The 19,743-nt window shown below is 63.4% G+C and carries 19 protein-coding genes; all 19 read left to right on the top strand.

What is annotated here, in order from left to right; all coding sequences use genetic code 11:
• The first annotated feature begins 530 nt into the window (after positions 1 to 530).
• The 19 genes from flgB (at position 531) to G7007_RS06600 (ending at position 19,419) form a co-directional block, all read left to right on the top strand.
• A complete protein-coding gene (gene flgB / locus G7007_RS06510; protein ID WP_181100104.1) occupies positions 531 to 941 on the top strand; it encodes a flagellar basal body rod protein FlgB in 411 nt (136 codons plus the stop codon).
• A 2-nt stretch (positions 942 to 943) separates the two neighbouring features.
• Positions 944 to 1,387 carry a flagellar basal body rod protein FlgC gene (gene flgC / locus G7007_RS06515; protein ID WP_144938713.1) on the top strand — a complete coding sequence of 148 codons (444 nt, stop codon included), beginning with the start codon at positions 944 to 946 and terminating at the stop codon, positions 1,385 to 1,387.
• A 15-nt stretch (positions 1,388 to 1,402) separates the two neighbouring features.
• Positions 1,403 to 2,119 (top strand): flagellar hook assembly protein FlgD, encoded by a 717-nt coding sequence (gene flgD, locus G7007_RS06520; protein WP_181100105.1) that lies wholly within the window; start codon positions 1,403 to 1,405, stop codon positions 2,117 to 2,119.
• Positions 2,120 to 2,147: 28 nt separating this feature from the next.
• Positions 2,148 to 3,509 carry a flagellar hook protein FlgE gene (flgE, locus tag G7007_RS06525; RefSeq protein ID WP_181100107.1) on the top strand — a complete coding sequence of 454 codons (1,362 nt, stop codon included), beginning with the start codon at positions 2,148 to 2,150 and terminating at the stop codon, positions 3,507 to 3,509.
• A 101-nt stretch (positions 3,510 to 3,610) separates the two neighbouring features.
• The gene (locus G7007_RS06530; protein ID WP_181100109.1) at positions 3,611 to 3,802 is read left to right on the top strand and encodes a hypothetical protein; all 192 of its coding nucleotides are present in this window, start codon (positions 3,611 to 3,613) and stop codon (positions 3,800 to 3,802) included.
• A 368-nt stretch (positions 3,803 to 4,170) separates the two neighbouring features.
• Entirely contained in the window at positions 4,171 to 4,911 is a 741-nt protein-coding gene (locus tag G7007_RS06535; protein ID WP_181100111.1) for a flagellar basal body rod protein FlgF, read from the top strand.
• A gap of 46 nt (positions 4,912 to 4,957) precedes the next feature.
• Positions 4,958 to 5,743, top strand: a complete 786-nt coding sequence (flgG, locus tag G7007_RS06540; protein ID WP_181100113.1) for a flagellar basal-body rod protein FlgG — start codon at positions 4,958 to 4,960, stop codon at positions 5,741 to 5,743.
• A 57-nt stretch (positions 5,744 to 5,800) separates the two neighbouring features.
• Complete coding sequence (flgH, locus tag G7007_RS06545) at positions 5,801 to 6,496, top strand: flagellar basal body L-ring protein FlgH (protein WP_181100115.1); 696 nt, start codon at positions 5,801 to 5,803, stop codon at positions 6,494 to 6,496.
• 12 nt (positions 6,497 to 6,508) lie between these two features.
• Positions 6,509 to 7,618, top strand: a complete 1,110-nt coding sequence (locus tag G7007_RS06550) for a flagellar basal body P-ring protein FlgI (protein WP_181100117.1) — start codon at positions 6,509 to 6,511, stop codon at positions 7,616 to 7,618.
• A gap of 10 nt (positions 7,619 to 7,628) precedes the next feature.
• On the top strand, positions 7,629 to 8,825 hold the full coding sequence (gene flgJ / locus G7007_RS06555) for a flagellar assembly peptidoglycan hydrolase FlgJ (protein ID WP_181100119.1): 1,197 nt from the start codon (positions 7,629 to 7,631) through the stop codon (positions 8,823 to 8,825).
• A gap of 12 nt (positions 8,826 to 8,837) precedes the next feature.
• Complete coding sequence (gene flgK, locus G7007_RS06560) at positions 8,838 to 10,883, top strand: flagellar hook-associated protein FlgK (protein ID WP_181100121.1); 2,046 nt, start codon at positions 8,838 to 8,840, stop codon at positions 10,881 to 10,883.
• Between the two features lie 15 nt (positions 10,884 to 10,898).
• Complete coding sequence (locus G7007_RS06565; protein ID WP_181100123.1) at positions 10,899 to 12,458, top strand: flagellar hook-associated protein 3; 1,560 nt, start codon at positions 10,899 to 10,901, stop codon at positions 12,456 to 12,458.
• A gap of 527 nt (positions 12,459 to 12,985) precedes the next feature.
• Positions 12,986 to 13,921, top strand: coding sequence for a ketoacyl-ACP synthase III (locus G7007_RS06570; protein ID WP_181100125.1), 936 nt, complete (start codon positions 12,986 to 12,988; stop codon positions 13,919 to 13,921).
• Positions 13,922 to 14,173: 252 nt separating this feature from the next.
• A complete protein-coding gene (locus tag G7007_RS06575; RefSeq protein ID WP_181100127.1) occupies positions 14,174 to 15,022 on the top strand; it encodes a flagellin domain-containing protein in 849 nt (282 codons plus the stop codon).
• A 69-nt stretch (positions 15,023 to 15,091) separates the two neighbouring features.
• Positions 15,092 to 15,460: a flagellar protein FlaG gene (locus G7007_RS06580; RefSeq protein WP_181100128.1), complete on the top strand. Its 369-nt coding sequence runs from the start codon at positions 15,092 to 15,094 to the stop codon at positions 15,458 to 15,460.
• 86 nt (positions 15,461 to 15,546) lie between these two features.
• Positions 15,547 to 16,947 (top strand): flagellar filament capping protein FliD, encoded by a 1,401-nt coding sequence (gene fliD / locus G7007_RS06585; RefSeq protein WP_181100130.1) that lies wholly within the window; start codon positions 15,547 to 15,549, stop codon positions 16,945 to 16,947.
• A gap of 125 nt (positions 16,948 to 17,072) precedes the next feature.
• Complete coding sequence (gene fliS / locus G7007_RS06590; protein WP_181100132.1) at positions 17,073 to 17,471, top strand: flagellar export chaperone FliS; 399 nt, start codon at positions 17,073 to 17,075, stop codon at positions 17,469 to 17,471.
• An 11-nt stretch (positions 17,472 to 17,482) separates the two neighbouring features.
• Positions 17,483 to 17,779, top strand: coding sequence for a flagellar protein FliT (gene fliT / locus G7007_RS06595; protein ID WP_181100134.1), 297 nt, complete (start codon positions 17,483 to 17,485; stop codon positions 17,777 to 17,779).
• Between the two features lie 164 nt (positions 17,780 to 17,943).
• The gene (locus tag G7007_RS06600) at positions 17,944 to 19,419 is read left to right on the top strand and encodes a sigma-54 dependent transcriptional regulator (RefSeq protein WP_181100136.1); all 1,476 of its coding nucleotides are present in this window, start codon (positions 17,944 to 17,946) and stop codon (positions 19,417 to 19,419) included.
• Positions 19,420 to 19,743: the final 324 nt, after the last annotated feature.

Consider the following 19,743-nt stretch of genomic DNA (forward strand, 5'->3'; position numbering starts at 1 on the left):
GATCATCCAGCACTCGGTTCAACCTTGTGAATGCGTGCTCACGCCGGGGGCGGGCACTAGATACCGTTCGAACTGTTCGAGTGAGGGTGGAAGGCCCGAGCATATCTACAATGCGGGCTCGATGCCCCAGGAGCGGCTCTGCTTCATGGCCTTCCCTCGATGATCAGTCGAGAACTTTGGCCTGCAAGGAGGCAAAAGTCGAGATACAAGGAGCGGCCCCCGTGCCGCGATCGGGCCCGCAGGGCCCGCACGATCAGCCACACCGTCGACACGGGCTCACCCCCATGGCTCAGCCATAATCCTTGTAGCTTGTAGCTTGTAGCTTGTAGCTTGTAGCTTGTAGCTTGCAGCCCGCCACCCTCCATTGCCGCTTTCCCGTCACCCTGCGGAAAAAAATTGCCGCTTTTCTGGCAGCCACTTCGACACTTTCACGCACGGCCCCCGCATTCATTGCCTCCTGCCACATTGGCACAACCCTTGCTAATACTTCGCATCCGACCATTCTGGCCGTCCTGCGAAGGTTTTCCGACATGAGCATCAGTTTCGACAAGGCGCTCGGCATCCACGAAAAAGCCCTGGGCTTTCGTGCCCAGCGGGCCGAGGTGCTGGCCAACAACATCGCCAACGCCGATACGCCGAACTACAAGGCGCGCGACCTGGACTTCTCTTCGGTGCTCGCCGCCGAGTCGCAGAAGACCCAAGGCGGCCGCATGACCCTGGAGCGTACCAGCAGCCGCCACATCGAAGCCGAGGGCCTGTCGCCTTCGACCGACGACGTGCTGCAGTACCGCACACCGTTGCAGCCGTCGCTGGACCAGAACACCGTCGACGCCCAGCTCGAGCAGTCGAGCTACGCCGAGAACGCCATCGGCTTCCAGGCCAGCTTCACCTTGCTCAACAACAAATTCAAAGGGCTGATGTCGGCCCTGCGCGGAGAGTGACCATGTCCCTGGCCAACGTTTTCAACATCGCCGGCAGCGGCATGAGCGCACAGAACACCCGCCTCAACACGGTGGCGTCGAACATCGCCAACGCCGAGACCGTCTCCTCGAGCGTCGACCAGACCTACCGCGCGCGGCACCCGGTGTTCGCCACCACCTTCCAGCAGGCGCAATCCGGCATGGGCCAGTCGCTGTTCGAGGACCAGGGCGAGGCCGGGCAAGGTGTGCAGGTGACCGGGATCGTCGAGGACCAGAGCAATCTGGAGGCGCGCTACGAACCCAATCACCCGGCGGCGAACAAGGACGGCTACGTCTATTACCCCAACGTCAACGTGGTCGAGGAGATGGCTGACATGATCTCCGCCAGCCGGTCGTTCCAGACCAACGCCGAGCTGATGAACACCGCCAAGACAATGATGCAGAAAGTCCTGACCCTCGGTCAGTGATAGGGAACCCCGGCCATGGCAGTCGATAGCACCAGCGCGGTCAACCTGACGGACGTCCTCAAGGCGTCCACCGTGACCAGCGCCACTCCCAGCAGCACCAAGAGCGCCAGCCTCACCGGCGCCAGCGAAAAAGCCCTCGGCAAGGATGCGTTCCTGCAATTGCTGGTCACCCAGATGCAGAACCAGAACCCGCTCGACCCGCAGGACAACAGCGAGTTCGTCGCTCAGCTGGCGCAGTTCAGCAGCCTGGAGGGCATCTCCTCGCTCAACGAGTCGGTGACCTCCATTTCCAGCGCGCTCGGCTCGTCCCGCGCCTTGCAGGCCTCGTCCCTGGTCGGGCGCTCGGTGGTCGTGCAGAACGACCAGGCCGTGGTCGACACCAGCAAGAGCCTGAACGGCAGCGTGGTGCTGCCGCAATCGGTGAGCGGGGCCACGGTCACTGTCAGCGACGCCAGTGGCAAGGTGATCAAGACCCTCGAGCTGGGGCCGCAAAGCGCCGGTAATGCCAGTTTCATCTGGGACGGCACCAACGCCAGTGGCGAGAAGGTCGACCCCGGCACCTACCGTTTCGACGCCAAGACCACCCTCGACGGCGCCTCGGTGGCCCTGGGCACGTTGCTGCCCGCCACCGTCACCAGCGTGACCCTCAGCCAGACTGGCGGAGAAATGATGCTCAACCTGTCCGGTGTCGGTCAGGTCGCGTTGTCCAAAGTGCAAACCATCGGTATTTGACGCCGGTTCACGGCATCAGGAGTGAAACATGTCGTACAACATCGGCCTGAGTGGCCTCTACGCGGCCAACAAGCAGCTGGACGTGACCGGCAACAACATCGCCAACGCCAACACCACGGGGTTCAAGTCCTCCCGTGCCGAGTTCGCCGACGTCTATGCCGGTGCCAACCGGCTGGGTACCGCGGGCAAGCAGATCGGCAGCGGCGTGAACCTGGCGGCCGTGTCCCAGCAGTTCAACCAGGGTGACGTGACCAACACCGGCAACGTGCTGGACATGGGCATCCAGGGGCAGGGCTATTTCATCCTCAACGATGGCAACTCGACCAGCTACACCCGTGCCGGTGCGTTCCAGACCGACAAGGACAGCTACATCGTCAGCGCCGATGGCGATCGCCTGCAAGGCTATGCCGCCGATGCTTCGGGCAAGATCCTCAAGACCGGCCTGACCGACCTGAAGATCGACACCTCGGCGCTGCAGCCCAAGGCCACCACCAAGGTCGATCAGGGCCTGAACCTGAACTCCTCGGCCACCTCGATTCCGCTGCAGGTCTCGGACGGCAACACGCCACCGGCGATGGTCGCCAACAAACCGTTCGACCCGTCGGACGACACGACCTACAGCCGCTCGTTCCCGACCAAGGTCTACGACAGCCAGGGCAACGAGCATACCCTGGAGCAGTTCTACCGCAAGACCGACACCAACCAGTGGTCGATGTACACCTTGATCGACGGTCGCAACCCGATGGATCCGACCAGTACCCAGCCGCTGACCGGTTCGCTGGCGTTCAACAGCGACGGCTCGATCAACAGCATGACCGCCAACAACACCGGCCTGCCCGACGGCGCATCGTTCACCGTGGCCGACAACACCTTCACCCTGGCCGGCTGGGTGCCGGCCGAGAAGAACGGTGCCGGCGTCTGGGCCCCCAACGGTGCGGCCGGCGATGCCAAGGGCATCAAGCTGGGCATGGAGGCAACCACGTCCTACAACAGTGACACCGCACGTGTCTCGCAGTCGCAGGACGGCTATGCCACCGGTACGCTGTCCAGCCTGAGCGTCGATTCCACGGGCGTGCTGTTCGCCAGCTTCAGCAACCAGCAGTCCCGTGCCATTGGCCAGGTGGCGGTCGCCAGCTTCGCCAACGACCAGGGCCTGGCGAAGATCGGCGGTACCCGCTGGCAGGCGACCTACGCCTCGGGCGCGGCCGGCGTCGACACGCCGAAGACCGGCAGCCTGGGCTCGATCGAATCCGGCTCGCTGGAGTCGTCGAACGTCAACCTGACCCAGGAGCTGGTCGACCTGATCAAGGCGCAGAGCTACTACCAGGCCAACGCCAAGACCATTTCCACCGAGAGCACCCTGATGCAGACCACCATCCAGATGACCTGATGGCGGTTGGCGCCAGGCCTGCCGGGGCCTCGACTCTGGCAGGCCCGGCGCTCGCGTCGTGGTGCGCTTCACGTCCATTTTCGTAGGGGGTTAGTGCCTGTATGCGCGCGTCGCTCCTTGTCTGCGCCCTGGCCGGCGCCCTGCTGCTGGCTCAGGCCCACGCCGCTGCCGCGCCCTGGTTCCGTTGGGAAAGCCAGGTCGATGGGCGTCTGGTCTGCTCGCAGTGGTCGCCCGGCGAAGGCTGGAAACGGTTTGCCGGCCCTTTCAACAACGCCGGCTGCCGCGATCATTAGGGGTCTGTTGTGGTTGGGCCAGTATTTTCATCTCTGCATCGCCGGCAAGCCGGCTCCCACAACGGCTCTACAACGTCTGGACCGTCAGCGGCACGTCCATGGCTCCAGTGCCGAGCGCACAATGATAGGGCCTTTGTGGGAGCCGGCTTGCCGGCGATAGGGCCGGTGCGTTCAACCACTGCCTCACCGGCTGCCGGCAGGCGGCAAACGACCGCCGGATAACCGTCATCCCTGGCCCGACCGTTCATCCCCAGACCCCGTGAATACGGGGCCTTTTCGTGTTTTCGAAAAGTTGGCGCAAAGCTTGCTTAACAGCCAGCACAGCAACGGTCGGCGGCAATCGCTTGCCCATGCAGCGGAGGATCGAAGTGGACAAATTGCTCTACGTGGCCATGAGTGGCGCCAGCCAGAACGCACTGGCGCAACAGGCCCATGCCAACAACCTGGCGAACGTCTCGACCAGTGGTTTCCAGCGTGATCTGGAGCAGGCGCGCTCGATGCCGGTGTTCGGTGACAGCTTTCCGGCGCGGGCCTATGCGATGACCGAGCGGCCTGCCACCGACTTCACCCCGGGCGCCCTGCAGGAAACCGGGCGTGACCTGGACGTGGCGGTCAGCGGCGACGGTCTGATCGCGGTGCAGGCGCCCGATGGCAGCGAGGCCTACGTGCGCACCGCCAGCCTGAACATCGATGCCCTGGGCGTGCTGCGCGCCGGCAACGGCATGCCGGTGATGGGCAACGGCGGCCCGATCGCCATTCCGCCGGAGCAGAAGGTCGAGATCGGCGAGGACGGTACCATCAGCATCCGCGGCATGGGCGAGGACCCTCGGGTCATGGCCGAAGTCGACCGGATCAAGCTGGTCAAGCCGGACATCAAGGCCATCAGCAAAGGCACCGACGGCCTGCTGCATACCGGCGACGGCCAGCCGGCGCCGGCCGACGGCACCGTGCGCATGGTCTCGGGCTTTCTCGAGGCAAGTAACGTCAATGCCGTCGAGGAGATGACCTCGGTCCTGGCGCTGTCCCGGCAATTCGAGCTGCACATCAAGATGATGAACACGGCCAAGGAAGGCGATGAAGCCATGGCCCGCGTCTTGCAAATCGGCTAATCACACCTGAACACGTGCCGTAAAACAGGCACACGAGGAGAATCCCATGCTTCCGGCTCTGTGGGTCGCCAAGACCGGCCTGTCCGCCCAGGACACCAACCTGACGGTCATTTCCAACAACCTGGCCAACGTCTCGACCACCGGTTTCAAGCGCGATCGCGCCGAGTTCCAGGACCTGCTGTACCAGACCAAGCGCCAGCCCGGTGCCCAGTCCACCCAGGACAGCCAGCTGCCGTCCGGCCTGCAGGTCGGTACGGGTGTGCGTATCGTCGGCACCCAGAAGAACTTCGCGGTCGGCAGCCTGCAGACCACCGAGAACCCGCTGGACATGGCGGTCAACGGGCGCGGTTTCTTCCAGGTGCTGCAACCCGATGGCACGGTGTCCTACACCCGTGACGGTACGTTCCACCTGAACTCCGATGGCCAGATCGTCACCGCCAACGGCTTGTCGCTGGAGCCGGCCATCGTCGTGCCGCCCGATGCCATGACCTTCACCGTCGGCCAGGACGGCACCGTGTCGATCACCACCTCCGGCAACGCGGCCGCCCAGGTGATCGGCAACCTGCAGACCGCCGACTTCATCAACCCGGCCGGCCTGCAAGCGATCGGCAACAACCTGTTCCTGGAGACCGCCGCCAGCGGTGCGCCGCAGGTGGGTACACCTGGCCTGAACGGCTTCGGCACCACCTTGCAGCAGACCCTGGAGAACTCCAACGTCAGCACCGTGGAAGAGCTGGTGAACATGATCACCACCCAGCGCGCCTACGAGATGAACTCCAAGGTCATCTCCACCGCCGACCAGATGCTGTCGTTCGTGACCCAACAGCTGTAACCCTTGAAAGCGATCCGGCTGCGCCCGCAGCGTCCGTCACACCGTGAGGTAAGCGTCATGCATCGTCTGTTTTCCGTGTTCGCCCTGGGCAGTGCGTTGGTGCTGGCCGGTTGCGTGGCGCCGGCAGCCAAGCCCAACGACCCCTACTATGCGCCGGTGCTGCCGCGCACGCCGCTGCCGGCGGCAGCCAACAACGGGTCGATCTATCAGGCCGGGTTCGAGCAGAACTTCTACAGCGATCGCAAGGCCTTCCGGGTCGGTGACATCATCACCATCACCCTCAACGAGCGCACCTCGGCCAGCAAGAACGCCGGCTCGCAGATCGCCAAGAACAGCAGCGCCAAGCTCGGCCTGACCTCGCTGTTCGGGGGTTCGGCCACCACCAACAACCCGTTCGGCGGCGGCGACCTGTCGCTCGACGCCGGCTACAGCGGTGACCGCAGCACCAAGGGCGACAGCAAGGCCGCGCAAGGCAACACCCTGACCGGTTCGGTCACCGTGACCGTGGCCGAGGTGCTGCCCAACGGCATCATCGCCGTGCGCGGCGAGAAGTGGATGACCCTGAACACCGGCGACGAGCTGGTGCGCATCGCCGGGCTGGTCCGGGCCGATGACATCGCCACCGACAACACCGTGCCCTCGACCCGGGTCGCCGATGCGCGCATCACCTATTCGGGCACCGGTTCGTTCGCCGAGGCCAGTCAGCCTGGCTGGTTCGACCGTTTCTTCCTCAGCCCGCTGTTCCCCTTCTGAGTGCGCACGCCCATGCTCAACGTCAGGCACCTGATCGTCGCCACCCTGCTGCTGACCTGTGCGTTCGGTGCCCAGGCCGAACGCCTGAAGGACATCGCCAGCATCTCCGGGGTGCGCACCAACCAGTTGATCGGCTACGGCCTGGTCGTGGGGCTCAACGGCACGGGTGACCAGACCACCCAGACGCCGTTCACCCTGCAGACCTTCAACAACATGCTGTCGCAGTTCGGCATCAAGGTGCCGCCAGGGTCGGGCAACGTGCAGCTCAAGAACGTCGCGGCGGTGTCGGTGCATGCCGACCTGCCGGCGTTCGCCAAGCCGGGCCAGGTGATCGACATCACCGTGTCGTCCATCGGCAACTCCAAGAGCCTGCGCGGCGGCAGCCTGCTGATGACGCCGCTCAAGGGGATCGACGGCAACGTCTACGCCATCGCCCAGGGCAACCTGGTGGTCGGCGGCTTCGACGCCGAAGGCCGAGACGGCTCGCGCATCACCGTCAACGTTCCGTCGGCCGGGCGCATCCCTGGGGGCGCGTCGGTCGAGCGTGCGGTACCGAGCGGCTTCAACCAGGGCAACAGCCTGACGCTGAACCTCAACCGCCCGGACTTCACCACCGCCAAGCACATCGTCGACAAGGTCAACGAGCTGCTCGGCCCTGGCGTGGCTCAGGCCATCGACGGCGGCTCGGTGCAGGTCACCGCGCCCATGGACCCGAGCCAGCGCGTGGACTACCTGTCGATCCTGGAGAACCTGGAGATCGACCCGGGCCAGGCGGTGGCCAAGGTGATCATCAACTCGCGTACCGGCACCATCGTGATCGGCCAGAACGTCAAGGTCTCGCCAGCGGCGGTGACCCACGGCAGCCTGACCGTGACCATCACCGAGGACCCGATCGTCAGCCAGCCGGGTGCCTTCTCCGGCGGTCAGACCGCCGTGGTGCCACGCTCGCGGGTCAACGCCCAGCAGGAAGCCAAGCCGATGTTCAAGTTCGGCCCCGGCACCACGCTCGACGAGATCGTCCGCGCGGTGAACCAGGTCGGCGCTGCACCCGGTGACCTGATGGCGATCCTCGAAGCCTTGAAACAGGCCGGGGCGCTGCAAGCCGACCTGATCGTGATCTGAGGACCGTACGATGAACAACGCCAAGAGCCTGGTCTCCAGTCAAGCCGACAGCGGCGCCTACACCGACCTCAACCGCCTGAGCTCGCTCAAGCACGGTGATCGCGACAGCGAAGGCAACCTGCGCAAGGTGGCCCAGGAATTCGAGTCGTTGTTCGTCAGCGAAATGCTCAAGGCCTCGCGCAAGGCCAGCAACGTGCTGGCCGACGACAACCCGATGAACACCGAAACGGTCAAACAGTACCAGGACATGTACGACCAGCAGATGGCGGTGAGCATGTCGCGCCAGGGCGGTGGCATCGGCCTGCAGGACGTGCTGATGCGTCAGCTGTCCAAGCAGAAGAGCCCGGCGGTGGGCAACACCAGCCCGTTCCCGCGCGTCGAAGGCAGCGCGCCGACCCTGTGGGGGCGGCAGGGCGTGGCCGGCGCCCATTCGGCGGTCAGCGGCGATACCCACGGGCGCAACGACGTCGCGGCGCTCAACGCTCGGCGCCTGGCCCTGCCGGGCAAGCTGACCGACCGTCTGCTGGCGGGCATCGTGCCGTCGGCCACGGCGGCCACGGCCGCCGCCACGACCAACACCGCCGCGCTGCCGGCGCGTGAAGGCGTGGCTGCCGTGTCCACGGCCCGTGCCTTCGCCGCGCCGGACCGCGCCCAGCTGCAAGGGCTCAGTCGCAGCGTCGCGCAACCGCCGCTGGCGCCGCAGAAGGTCTTCTCCGGCAGTGACGACTTCGTCGCCACCATGCTGCCGATGGCCGAAGCGGCCGCCAAGCGCATCGGCGTCGACCCGCGCTACCTGGTCGCCCAGGCGGCGCTGGAAACCGGCTGGGGCAAGTCGGTGATGCGCAACGCCGATGGCAGCAACAGCCACAACCTGTTCGGCATCAAGGCCAGCGGCAACTGGGAAGGCGACAAGGCACGGGCGATCACCAGCGAGTTCCGCGACGGCAAGTTCGTCAAGGAAACGGCGTCGTTCCGCTCCTATGAGTCGTACCAGGACAGCTTCCACGACCTGGTCAGCTTGCTGCAGAACAACGCCCGCTATAAAGATGCGGTCGCTTCTGCCGATAAACCAGAACAGTTCGTGAAGGAGCTGCAAAAAGCCGGGTACGCCACCGACCCTGCCTATGCCAGCAAGATTTCGCAGATAGCCAAGCAGATGAAGTCGACCGAGAGCTACGCAGCTCTGACGACCACTCGGCAACTATAAGGGCCCGCAACCATGGCGAGTTTGATCAATATCGGCATCTCCGGCCTGAACGCCGCGCAGTCGGGGTTGCACACCCTGGGCAACAACATCGCCAATGCCGACGTGGACAGCTATTCGCGCCAGCAGATCGTCCAGCAGACCAAAGGCTCGCAGCAATACGGCAACGTCTACATCGGCACCGGGACCACCCTGGCCGACGTGCGCCGCGTGTACAACTCGTTCCTCGAGAACCAGTTGCGCACCACCACCAGCCTGAGCAGCGACTCGACCGCCTACCTCAACCAGATCACCCCCCTGGACAAGTCGCTGTCGAGCACCGACACCGGCGTCACCTCGGCCCTGCAGAGCTTCTTCAGCGCTCTGCAGGAAGTCTCTGCGCGCCCGACCGAAGACGCCTCGCGGCAACTGCTGCTGACCAGCGCCCAGACCCTGGGCAAGCGCTTCAATGCCCTGTCGACCCAGCTCAACCAGCAGAGCAGCAACATCGACGGCAACCTGGCCACCATGGCCGACCAGGTCAACAAGCTCAGCAGCACCATCGCCCAGTACAACGACCAGATCGCCCGCGTCTCGGCGACCCAGGGCACGCCCAACGACCTGCTCGACAAGCGCGATGGCGCGGTGCGCGAGCTGACCTCGCTGGTCGGCGCCCAGGTGGTCGAGCGCGAAGGCAACTACGACATCTACCTGAACAACGGCCAGTCGCTGGTGCTGGGCAAGACCACCCAGGCCCTGTCCGTGGCACCGGGCCAGAGCGACCCGACGCGCATGGCGCTGATGCTCAACCGCGGCAACACCCAGATGGACATCACCGCCAGCACCACCGGCGGTGAGCTGGGCGGCCTGCTGCGCTACCGCAGCGACACCCTGGACCCGGCGCTCAACGAGCTGGGCCGTATTGCGCTGGTCGTGTCCGATTCGATGAACAGCCAGCTGGCCCAGGGCCTGGACAAGAACGGCGAGTTCGGGGTGGCCCTGTTCGGCGACATCAACAGTGCCGAGGCGACCAGTCAGCGCAGCATCCCGCGGATCGGCAACAGCGTCGGCTCGGGCAACCTGGGCGTGACCATCGAGAACAGCGGCAAGCTCACCACCAACGATTACCAGGTGACCTTCAGCAACGCCACCACCTACAGCGTGCGCCGTCTGCCGGACAACACCGAGATGGGCAGCTTCGACCTGAGCGCCGACCCGGCGCCGGTCATCGACGGCTTCAGCCTGGCGATGAAGGGCGGCGCCCCGAAGGCAGGCGACAGCTTCCGTATCGTGCCGACCCGCAGTGGCGCGGGCGACATCGGCACGACCCTGACCGACGCCAAGCGTCTGGCGCTGTCCGCGCCGCTGAGCATCAGCACCGCGCTGGGCAACAAGGGCACGGCGGTGGCCGGGCAGCCGACGCTGACCTCGACGCTGGACGCCTACGACGCGACCCAGCGCAGCCAGCTGCAGACCGGCCTGAAGTACTCCACCCCGGTCAAGCTGGTGTTCGGCGACGACACCGCCTCGCCCCAGGGCTACCAGCTGTACGACGCCAAAGGCACGCAGATCGGCACTGGCACCATCGTCGCCGGGCAGAGCAACGCGCTGAAGCTGAGCGTGCCGATGGTCGACGCCAGCGGCAACCCGATCACCGAGAACGGCCAGCAACAGGCCTTCACCTTCGAGATGAGCGTGGAGGGCGTGCCGCGCAAGGGCGACAGCTTCACCGTCTCGCTGACCGGTTCGGGCTCCACCGACAACCGCAACGCCCAGGCGCTGCTGGCCCTGCAGAACGGCTCCAGTGTCGACATCGGTGCCACCGGCAAGGGCATGAGCTTCACCGATGCCTACGCCAAGCTGGTCTCCAACGTCGGCGGCAAGGCGTCCCAGGCGACCATGGACAGCACGGCCACCTCGGTCTTGCAGACGTCGGCCCGTGACAGCCGCGATTCGGTGTCCGGCGTCTCCATCGACGAAGAGACCGGTAACCTGATCAAATTCCAGCAGTACTACACCGCGTCGTCGCAGATCATCAAGGCGGCCCAGGAAACCTTCGCCACCTTGATCAACAGCCTTTAAAGGAGCGTCCTGACCATGCGTATCTCGACCTCGCAGTTCTACAACACCAGCAGCGCCAACTATCAGCGCAGCTATGCCAACACGGTCAAGAGCCAGCAGGACGCCAGCGACAACCTGCGCATCCGGTCGGCGGCGGACGATCCGGTCGGCTCGGCGCGCCTGCTGCAGCTCGAGCAGCAGCAGAACATGCTCAAGCAGTACAGCACCAACGTGACCAGCGTGCGCAACGCGCTGGGGACCGCCGAGACCACGCTCAGCTCGATCAGCACCCTGTTGCAGCGGGTCAACGAGCTGGCGGTCAGTTCCGGCAACGGCGCCTTCACCGACTCGGACCGCAAGGCCAACGCCGATGAGCTGTCGTCGCTGGAAAGCCAGCTGTACACCTTGATGAACACCAAGGACGAGACCGGCAGCTACCTGTTCTCCGGCTCCAAGGGCAGTACCCAGCCCTACGTGCGCAACGCCGACGGCACCTACAGCTACCAGGGCGACGAAGTCAGCCTGACCTTGCAGGTCGGCGACATGATCAGCCTGGCGGCCAACGAGACCGGCTACAGCGCCTTCGAGCAGGCCCTCAACACCAGCCGCAGCGAGACCAAGCTGCTGTCGCCGGCCACCGACGATGGGCGGGTCAGCCTGTCCAATGGCCAGGTCTCGGGCAGCGTCAGCTACAACGACCGCTTCCGCAGCGGTGAGCCGTATCGCATCGAGTTCACCAGCAGCACGCAGCTGAAGATCACCGATGCTGCGGGCAAGGACGTGACCGTGGAAGTGGGCGAGGGCGGTAAATTCGACCCATCAGCGAGCAATTCCGCCATCAGCTTCCGGGGTGTGGACCTGCGCCTGCAGGTCAAGGCAGACAGCGCCGATGCCGATGCTTCGATCGCGGGCCATGTATTCTCCTTGAGCTCTAAGCCCGACACGCTCGTCGGCACTCGTAGCGCAGGCAATGCATCGTCGGCCCAAGTTACTGGCAGCTCAATCAGCGACTCGAAAGCGTATACGTCGACCTTTCCGGGCGGCGGCGCCGTGCTGCGCTTCACCAGCAGAACTGATTTCGAGCTGTACGCTTCGCCGGTCACCGACGACAGCCGTCCGGTGGGGAAAGGAACCTTGAACGACGGTACCGCGACTGTAGCCGGTGTCAGCTTTCAGGTGTCGGGTACGCCAGAGGCAGCCGATCAGTTTTCGGTCAAGGTCAATACTCACCAGACGCAAAACGTGCTCGATACCATCAGTCAATTGCGAACCGCATTGACCACGCCAATGGACAATGATCCCGCTGCGCGACAGAATTTTTTGGCCTCGTTGGACGCTGCTTTGGGCAACATCACCAATGCCAGCAACCAGGTCGGCGCATCGATCGCGTCGATTGGTGGCCGTGGTCAGGCGCTCGATGTGCAGGCCGAGACCAACGAAGCCTTGAGCATCGAAAATACCAAGACTCAGAGTTCGATTCGCGAGAGCGACCCGGCCGAGGTCATGTTGCGGCTGCAGATGCAAAGCAACATGCTTACGGCGTCTCTGCAGGCCTACGCAAAGATTGCAAACCTGTCTTTGGTCAACTACATCTGATTAATACATATTGTCCTACTCGTGCGTCAGCCTTTCTCTAGGCAGGCGCATGCTTTGTTTAAGGTTGTGCATGCGAGTTAATCTATGTCCCCTAGAGATGATGGCGGATCATCACGACAGCCTTTGCCCAGCTCGATAACGTGGCATTGCACTTGTCTTTAGAAGCCGCCGTATTCCTGTCTTAACGCACCAGTACGATTGCTCGCTGAACCGTTCCACAGCGCAAGCTGTGGAGCTGGCCCGATGGTGCGCGGCTTTTTGGCTGACAAATTGGAGGCGCTTTACCATTTCTGGTAGCTAGTCAAGCCTCGCTTCCCGCCCGCTCTCGACTTCTTTGCAGAGCACGTCACAAAAAAAGCGCGTGACTCGGGAGTCAGATCGCGCATCTCCCCTGTATATTACCCGACCACGAATCGTTGCCTCGTCTTCCGACGCGCCCGGCAGGTGTCGATGTCCTTCGACAGACCTGGGGCTTGGCCGTCGGAAGTCGCCGCATGTGTTGCGCTGTCACTGAATTGGGAAGCCATATGATTGGCCTGAAAAGCATCGCCAGCTACGTACCGCTCGAGGGTGTGGACAACTACGCCCAAGGTGCGAAATTCGGCAAAGACCAGGATTTCATCTTCGGCAAGATCGGCTCGACCTTTCTGCCGCGCAAGGACGAGCACCAGGAAACCTCCGACCTGGGCGTCGCCGCGGCCCGTAACCTGTTCGCCGCCAATCCGGCGCTCGATCCGGCCTCGATCGACGTGGTGATCGTCGTCACCCAGAACGGTGATGCCGAAGGTCTGCCTCACACCGCTGCGATCGTCCAGCACAAGCTGGGCCTGTCCACGGCCGTGGCGGCGTTCGACGTCTCCCTCGGCTGCTCGGGCTACGTGTACGGCCTGTACGCCATGAAGGGCTTCATGGAGGCCACGGGGCTGAAGAACGGCTTGCTGATCACCGCCGATCCGTACTCGAAGATCGTCGACCCGGAAGATCGCAACACCACCATGCTGTTCGGCGATGCCGCCACGGCTACCTGGATGGGCGAAGACGCGCCGTGGCAGCTGGGCAAATCGCTGTTCGGCAGCGACGGGGCAGGGGCCGAGCACCTGCGCACCACCGACGGCACCTTCTTCATGAACGGTCGTCAGGTTTACAACTTCGCCCTGGTCAAGGTGCCGGCGCACCTTCACCAGCTGCTCGAGGCCAGCGGCCTGAGCGCCGAGCAGATCGACCTGTACTGCCTGCACCAGGGCAGCGCGGCCATCGTCGATGCGGTGTCGTCGCGGTTCGAGGACGGCGCGCACAAGCACAAGTTCGTCAAGGACATGCTCGAGACCGGCAATACGGTGTCGTCCAGCATTCCGCTGCTGCTGGAGAAGCACGTGCTCGGCGCGCCGTTGCAGCGTGTGGCGCTCAGCGGGTTCGGGGTGGGCCTGTCGTGGGGCTCGGCGATTCTCGAACGCCAAGGCTGACCGTCTGTCCGTCCTGCCAACGCCGCTCTCGCCGAGCGGCGTTTTGCGTCAGGCTCTCCGCCCCCAGGTGCTGGCTGTGGTGTGCGGCAAGTCATTGATTTTTCGAAAGTGGCAGCCTGCCAGCAAAAATTTTGCAAATTTCCCTAAAGCAACCCGCCCTGACGACGATAACTACTACGAAGGTTCTCTGTGCCACGCCCGGCGATTTGCCAAGGCCGGAAGCCGTAGTACCCATACCACGAGGAATTCGTCATGGCTTTGACTGTCAACACCAACACCACTTCTCTGGGCGTTCAGAAAAACCTGAACCGGGCTGCCGATGCGCTGAGCACTTCGATGACCCGTCTGTCCTCCGGCCTGAAGATCAACAGCGCCAAAGACGACGCTGCCGGCCTGCAGATCGCTACCCGCATGACCTCGCAGATCCGCGGTCAGACCATGGCGATCAAGAACGCCAACGACGGTATCTCCATCGCCCAGACCGCTGAAGGCGCGATGCAGGAACAGACCAACATCCTGCAGCGTATGCGTGAACTGGCTATTCAGTCCCGCAACAGTTCGAACAGCGAGAAAGACCGCGATGCACTGAATACCGAATTCGCGCAGATGTCCGACGAGTTGACGCGTATTGCAAAGAGTACCCAGCTCAACGGGAAGAGTCTTCTGGATACAGCCGACAACAAGATGACCTTCCAGGTAGGCTCGAACTCTAGTGTTGATGATCAAATTGATATTACTCTGCAGGATTTGACTGCAGAGACGCTGAAGGTCGACAAGGCCACGATCAAGATCTCTGCAGCTGATGACGCTGAAAGTGAAACAAACTTTAAGGCCGCCGTAGAAGCGATTGACACAGCATTGCAGACGATCAACACGTCGCGCGCCGACCTGGGTGCTGCCCAAAACCGTCTGACCAGCACCATCAACAACCTGCAGAACATCAACGAAAACGCCGAGGCCGCTCGCGGTCGCGTGCAGGACACCGACTTCGCTGCTGAAACCGCTCAGCTGACCAAGCAGCAGACCCTGCAGCAGGCGTCCACGTCGGTTCTGGCCCAGGCCAACCAGCTGCCATCCTCGGTTCTGAAGCTGCTTCAGTAATCGGTGACGGCCATCGGCGGGGGAGTGTCGTAAGACGCTTCCCCGTCTTTTCGTTTCGAGGTGAATGTCATGGACATCAACGTCAGGTTCAGCCAGCCCTACCCGGCGCCCCGCGCAGACGACACGGCCACCGAACGGCCGGTCGCGACGCCCGGCTCCCCGCCTGCTGATCCGGGCCGTACAGACATCACCCCTGAGGTCGGGTCGGCGGACGAAACCGATCAACTCAAGAGCGCTGTATCCGATATCGAAAAATTCCTGAGCGCCAGCCGACGCAATCTCCAGTTCTCGACCGACGAGGAATCTGGCAGGCTGGTGGTCAAGGTCATCGCCAGCGACACCGGGGAACTGATTCGCCAGCTGCCTTCCGAAGAGGCGTTGCGCATCGCCCGTGCCCTGAACGATACCGCGAGCATCCTGTTCAGTGCCAAGGTCTGATCCAGTGATCCCTGCCAATGTCAGCGTTCAGGGCAGGGGCCAGGCACCCGGATCAGGCGTAGCGATCAACAGAGAGAGACAATGACATGGCTTCTACCATCGTATCCAGCACCGGCCTGGGTTCCGGCCTGGAGATCGGCACCATCGTCACCTCGCTGGTCAAGGCAGACACGGCGGCCAAGCAAGGCCAGATCACTCGGCAGACCAGCAACAACACCGCGATGCTGTCGGGCATCGGCGCGCTGCGCAGTGCGCTGACCACCTTCCAGTCGTCGCTGGACAAGCTCAGCAGCACCACCGCCCCCTCGTTCAATGCCTTCGCGGCCAGCTCGTCCAACGAGAGCGTGCTCAAGGTCACCTCGAGCAACACGGCCGTGGCCGGCAGCTACAGTGTCCAGGTCAACAACCTGGCCACCAGCTCCAAGATTGCCAGCCAGGTGTTCACCGGGGGCGCCAGCAGCAGTGTGGAGGCCGGCAAGCTGACCCTCACCCAGAGCGGCAACAGCTATTCGATCGATGTCGCCGACGGCGCCACCCTGCAGAGTGTCCGCGACCAGATCAACAAGGAACTCGGCCCTCGCGGCTTCTCGGCCAACATCATCAATGCCGGGGACGGCGCCCGGCTGGTGCTGGGCTCCAACGCCACTGGCGCCGGGTCGGACGTGTCGGTCAGCGGTATCGCCTCGCTGGCGATCGACGGCACCCAGAAGATGAGTGGCAACGGTGCAGGCTTCATCACCGAGCTCGCCAAGGATGCCTCGCTGACCATCGACGGGCTGGCGGTGTCCAGCAGCATCAATACCATCACTGACGCCATCAGCGGGCTGACCCTCGACCTGGCCTCGGCACCGGTGCCGGCGACCGCCGTCAAGGTGACGGTGGCACCCAACAATGACGGCCTGAAGACCTCGGTGCAGGCGTTCGTCGATGCGTTCAACACCTTGCAGAAGGGCATCACTTCCTTGACCAGCACGTCCACGGACGCTGATGGCAAGACGGTCCTGGGGTCGCTGACCAACGACCCGACCACGCGCTCGCTGCTGGCCGACATCCGTGGCGTGCTGGCAACGGCCGGGGCTGGCGACCAGTTGTCCACCCTCAGTCAGCTGGGCGTGGCTACTCAGAAGGACGGCACGTTGGCGTTCAACACGACCACCTTCACCACGGCGATGAACGACAAGAAGCTGGGCACCAGCGTCGAGGCGTTCTTCACGGGTGAAAAGGGCCTGTTCAGCCGTCTCAAGAGTGCGATCAACCCCTACAACGCCACCGACGGTAGCCTGGCCACCCGCAAGAGCAACCTCGACAAGGTTGCCAAGGGCCTGACCGAGCAGCAGGCGGCGCTGGACCGTCGGACCGAATCGCTGACCGAATCGCTGACCAAGCGTTACGTGGCGCTCGATGCCGCATTGGGCAAGATGAAGGCCCAGGCGGCTCAGATCACCTCGATCTTTGACGCGATCAACGCCCAGGCCAAGAACTCCTGACCGGCATCCGGTACACCGACCCGCGGTCGCCCGACGAGCCCCGCGGGTTTTTTTTGGTCTAAAGTTTCCCGTTCTGACGACGATAACCCGGTACATGCAATCCATTCGCTGCAATGAGGCAGACCATGAACCCAATGCTGGCCATGCGCCAATACCAGAAAGTCAACAGCGTCGCGCAAACCTCCGAAGCCAGCCCGCACCGCCTGGTGCAGATGCTGATGCAGGGCGGTCTGGACCGCATGGCTCAGGTCAAGGGCGCCATGGCGCGCAACGATGTGGCCCAGCGCGGCGTATTGATCGGCAAGGCCATCGACATCATCGGCGGCCTGCGCGAAGGGTTGGACTTGGAGAACCACGGGGCGCAACTGGCCGACCTGGACAGCCTCTACAGTTACATGAGCCGCCGTCTGATCGAAGCCAATGTGAAGAACGACCCGGCCATCATCGACGAAGTGGCGCGCTTGCTGATCACCGTCAAGGAAGGCTGGGATGCGATCGGCGACCAGGCTGGCCCGGATTTCTAGGAGACGCTCCGATGAATGCAGTCCTCGAACGCATCGACCACACCCGTCAGGCCTTGCTCGCGGCATTGGCCACGCGTGATTGGGAGGCCATTGGCGAACTGGACCTCGAATGCCGGGTGTGCGTCGATGAAGTACTGGCCGAATCTGCCATCAATCAGCAGGCAGTGAAGGGGCGGCTCGAGGACTTGTTGCGTGTCTACCGTCAGCTGATCGACATAGCAAGTGACGAACGTCAAAGTTTGATAGCGGAAATGACTGAAATCCGACAGGCGCAAACGGCGACGAAGGTATACCATTTGTTCAGCTGACACTGGATGATGCAAAACACGGGCGCCAACAAATTGACTGCTCGTGGTTTTTTGACTTAACTAGTAGCTGTTTTCGTAGATGACGTCGTGAACGCTGAGCATTCAGTCGTAATGGTGTCGAGCCTGCCCCCGGGCGCCGATATGACTAGGGAAGTTGCTATTGCATGTGGCGTGAATCAAAAATTCTCCTGATCGACGACGACAGTGAACGCCGACGCGATCTGGCGGTGGTGCTGAATTTCCTGGGCGAAGAGAACCTGCCGTGCTCCAGCCAGGATTGGTCGCAATCGGTCGAGTCCCTGGCGTCAAACCGGGAGGTGCTCTGCGTCCTCGTCGGCACGGTCGAGGCGCCCGCGACGGTCTCTGGGCTGCTTAGGACAGTGCTGGCCTGGGATGAGTTCCTTCCGATTTTGCTGATTGGCGATATTTCTGTCGCCGACTTCCCTGAAGAGCTGCGCCGGCGGGTGCTGTCCAGCCTGAAAATGCCCCTCAGCTACAGCCAGGTGCTGGATTCACTGCACCGTGCCCAGGTCTATCGCGAGATGTACGACCAGGCCCGCGAACGGGGCCGCCAGCGCGAAACCAATCTGTTCCGCAGCCTGGTCGGTACCAGCCGCGCGATCCAACACGTCCGGCAGATGATGCAGCAGGTGGCCAACACCGACGCCAGCGTGCTGATCCTCGGCGAATCGGGCACTGGCAAGGAAGTGGTCGCCCGCAATCTGCATTACCATTCCAAGCGCCGCGAAGCGCCGTTCGTGCCGGTCAACTGCGGCGCGATTCCGGCCGAGCTGCTCGAGAGCGAGCTGTTCGGTCACGAAAAGGGCGCTTTCACCGGTGCCATCACCAGCCGTGCCGGGCGCTTCGAGCTGGCCAATGGCGGTACGCTGTTCCTCGACGAGATCGGTGACATGCCGTTGCCGATGCAGGTCAAGCTGTTGCGCGTGCTGCAGGAGCGAACGTTCGAGCGGGTCGGCAGCAACAAGACCCAGAGCATCGACGTGCGCATCATTGCCGCGACCCACAAGAACCTCGAGCAGATGATCGAGCTCGGGTCGTTCCGTGAAGACCTGTACTACCGGCTCAATGTGTTCCCCATCGAGATGGCGCCGCTGCGTGAACGGGTCGAAGACATCCCGCTGCTGATGAACGAGCTGATCTCGCGCATGGAGCACGAGAAGCGCGGCTCGATCCGCTTCAATTCGGCGTCGATCATGTCGCTATGCCGGCATGGCTGGCCGGGCAACGTGCGGGAGTTGGCCAACCTGGTCGAGCGCATGGCCATCATGCACCCGTACGGGGTGATCGGCGTGTCCGAGCTACCGAAGAAATTCCGCTACGTCGAGGACGAAGACGAGCAGATCGTCGACAGCCTGCGCACGGAGCTCGAAGAGCGCGTCGCGATCAATGGTCAGGCCGCCAGCTTCTCCGGCCATGCCATGCTGCCGCCCGAAGGGCTGGACCTCAAGGACTACCTGGGCAACCTCGAACAGGGGCTGATCCAGCAGGCGCTGGACGACGCCAACGGCATCGTCGCCCGCGCCGCCGAACGGTTGCGCATTCGTCGCACCACGTTGGTGGAGAAGATGCGCAAGTACGGCATGAGTCGGCGTGAAGGGGAAGACGCGGCGGACGAATGAGGGGTGTATGGCGCTCGCACCGGGTCGGGGGCGCCTGTAACTGAAGTTTCATAGGGCTGCCTTGCAGCCCATCGCGGGCAAGCCCGCTCCTACAGTACCGCGATCGCCTGTACCACGGCGGTGTAACGCGTGTGAGAGCGGGCTCCCACAGTACCGCGATCGTCTGTACCACGGCGGTGTAACTACGGGTGTGGGAGCGGGCTTGCCCGCGATGGCGGCTTCGGCCTCGCTTCGCGCTCCCAGGCTGCCTTGTCTTCACCCGGCACGGTGATTGCTTCCTCCTCTCGTACCGTACCGTTTTTGACGGTCAGCCCTACGAGACAG

The sequence above is a fragment of the Pseudomonas entomophila genome (assembly GCF_013523125.1).
Taxonomy (GTDB): domain Bacteria; phylum Pseudomonadota; class Gammaproteobacteria; order Pseudomonadales; family Pseudomonadaceae; genus Aquipseudomonas; species Aquipseudomonas entomophila_B.

Bases quoted from the DNA above. Each gene is read 5' to 3' on its own strand.
- flgB (WP_181100104.1), top strand. From the start codon at position 531: ATGAGCATCAGTTTCGACAAGGCGCTCGGCATCCACGAAAAAGCCCTG.
- flgC (WP_144938713.1), top strand. From the start codon at position 944: ATGTCCCTGGCCAACGTTTTCAACATCGCCGGCAGCGGCATGAGCGCA.
- flgD (WP_181100105.1), top strand. From the start codon at position 1,403: ATGGCAGTCGATAGCACCAGCGCGGTCAACCTGACGGACGTCCTCAAG.
- flgE (WP_181100107.1), top strand. From the start codon at position 2,148: ATGTCGTACAACATCGGCCTGAGTGGCCTCTACGCGGCCAACAAGCAG.
- G7007_RS06530 (WP_181100109.1), top strand. From the start codon at position 3,611: ATGCGCGCGTCGCTCCTTGTCTGCGCCCTGGCCGGCGCCCTGCTGCTG.
- flgG (WP_181100113.1), top strand. From the start codon at position 4,958: ATGCTTCCGGCTCTGTGGGTCGCCAAGACCGGCCTGTCCGCCCAGGAC.
- flgH (WP_181100115.1), top strand. From the start codon at position 5,801: ATGCATCGTCTGTTTTCCGTGTTCGCCCTGGGCAGTGCGTTGGTGCTG.
- G7007_RS06550 (WP_181100117.1), top strand. From the start codon at position 6,509: ATGCTCAACGTCAGGCACCTGATCGTCGCCACCCTGCTGCTGACCTGT.
- flgJ (WP_181100119.1), top strand. From the start codon at position 7,629: ATGAACAACGCCAAGAGCCTGGTCTCCAGTCAAGCCGACAGCGGCGCC.
- flgK (WP_181100121.1), top strand. From the start codon at position 8,838: ATGGCGAGTTTGATCAATATCGGCATCTCCGGCCTGAACGCCGCGCAG.
- G7007_RS06565 (WP_181100123.1), top strand. From the start codon at position 10,899: ATGCGTATCTCGACCTCGCAGTTCTACAACACCAGCAGCGCCAACTAT.
- G7007_RS06570 (WP_181100125.1), top strand. From the start codon at position 12,986: ATGATTGGCCTGAAAAGCATCGCCAGCTACGTACCGCTCGAGGGTGTG.
- G7007_RS06575 (WP_181100127.1), top strand. From the start codon at position 14,174: ATGGCTTTGACTGTCAACACCAACACCACTTCTCTGGGCGTTCAGAAA.
- G7007_RS06580 (WP_181100128.1), top strand. From the start codon at position 15,092: ATGGACATCAACGTCAGGTTCAGCCAGCCCTACCCGGCGCCCCGCGCA.
- fliD (WP_181100130.1), top strand. From the start codon at position 15,547: ATGGCTTCTACCATCGTATCCAGCACCGGCCTGGGTTCCGGCCTGGAG.
- fliS (WP_181100132.1), top strand. From the start codon at position 17,073: ATGAACCCAATGCTGGCCATGCGCCAATACCAGAAAGTCAACAGCGTC.
- fliT (WP_181100134.1), top strand. From the start codon at position 17,483: ATGAATGCAGTCCTCGAACGCATCGACCACACCCGTCAGGCCTTGCTC.
- G7007_RS06600 (WP_181100136.1), top strand. From the start codon at position 17,944: ATGTGGCGTGAATCAAAAATTCTCCTGATCGACGACGACAGTGAACGC.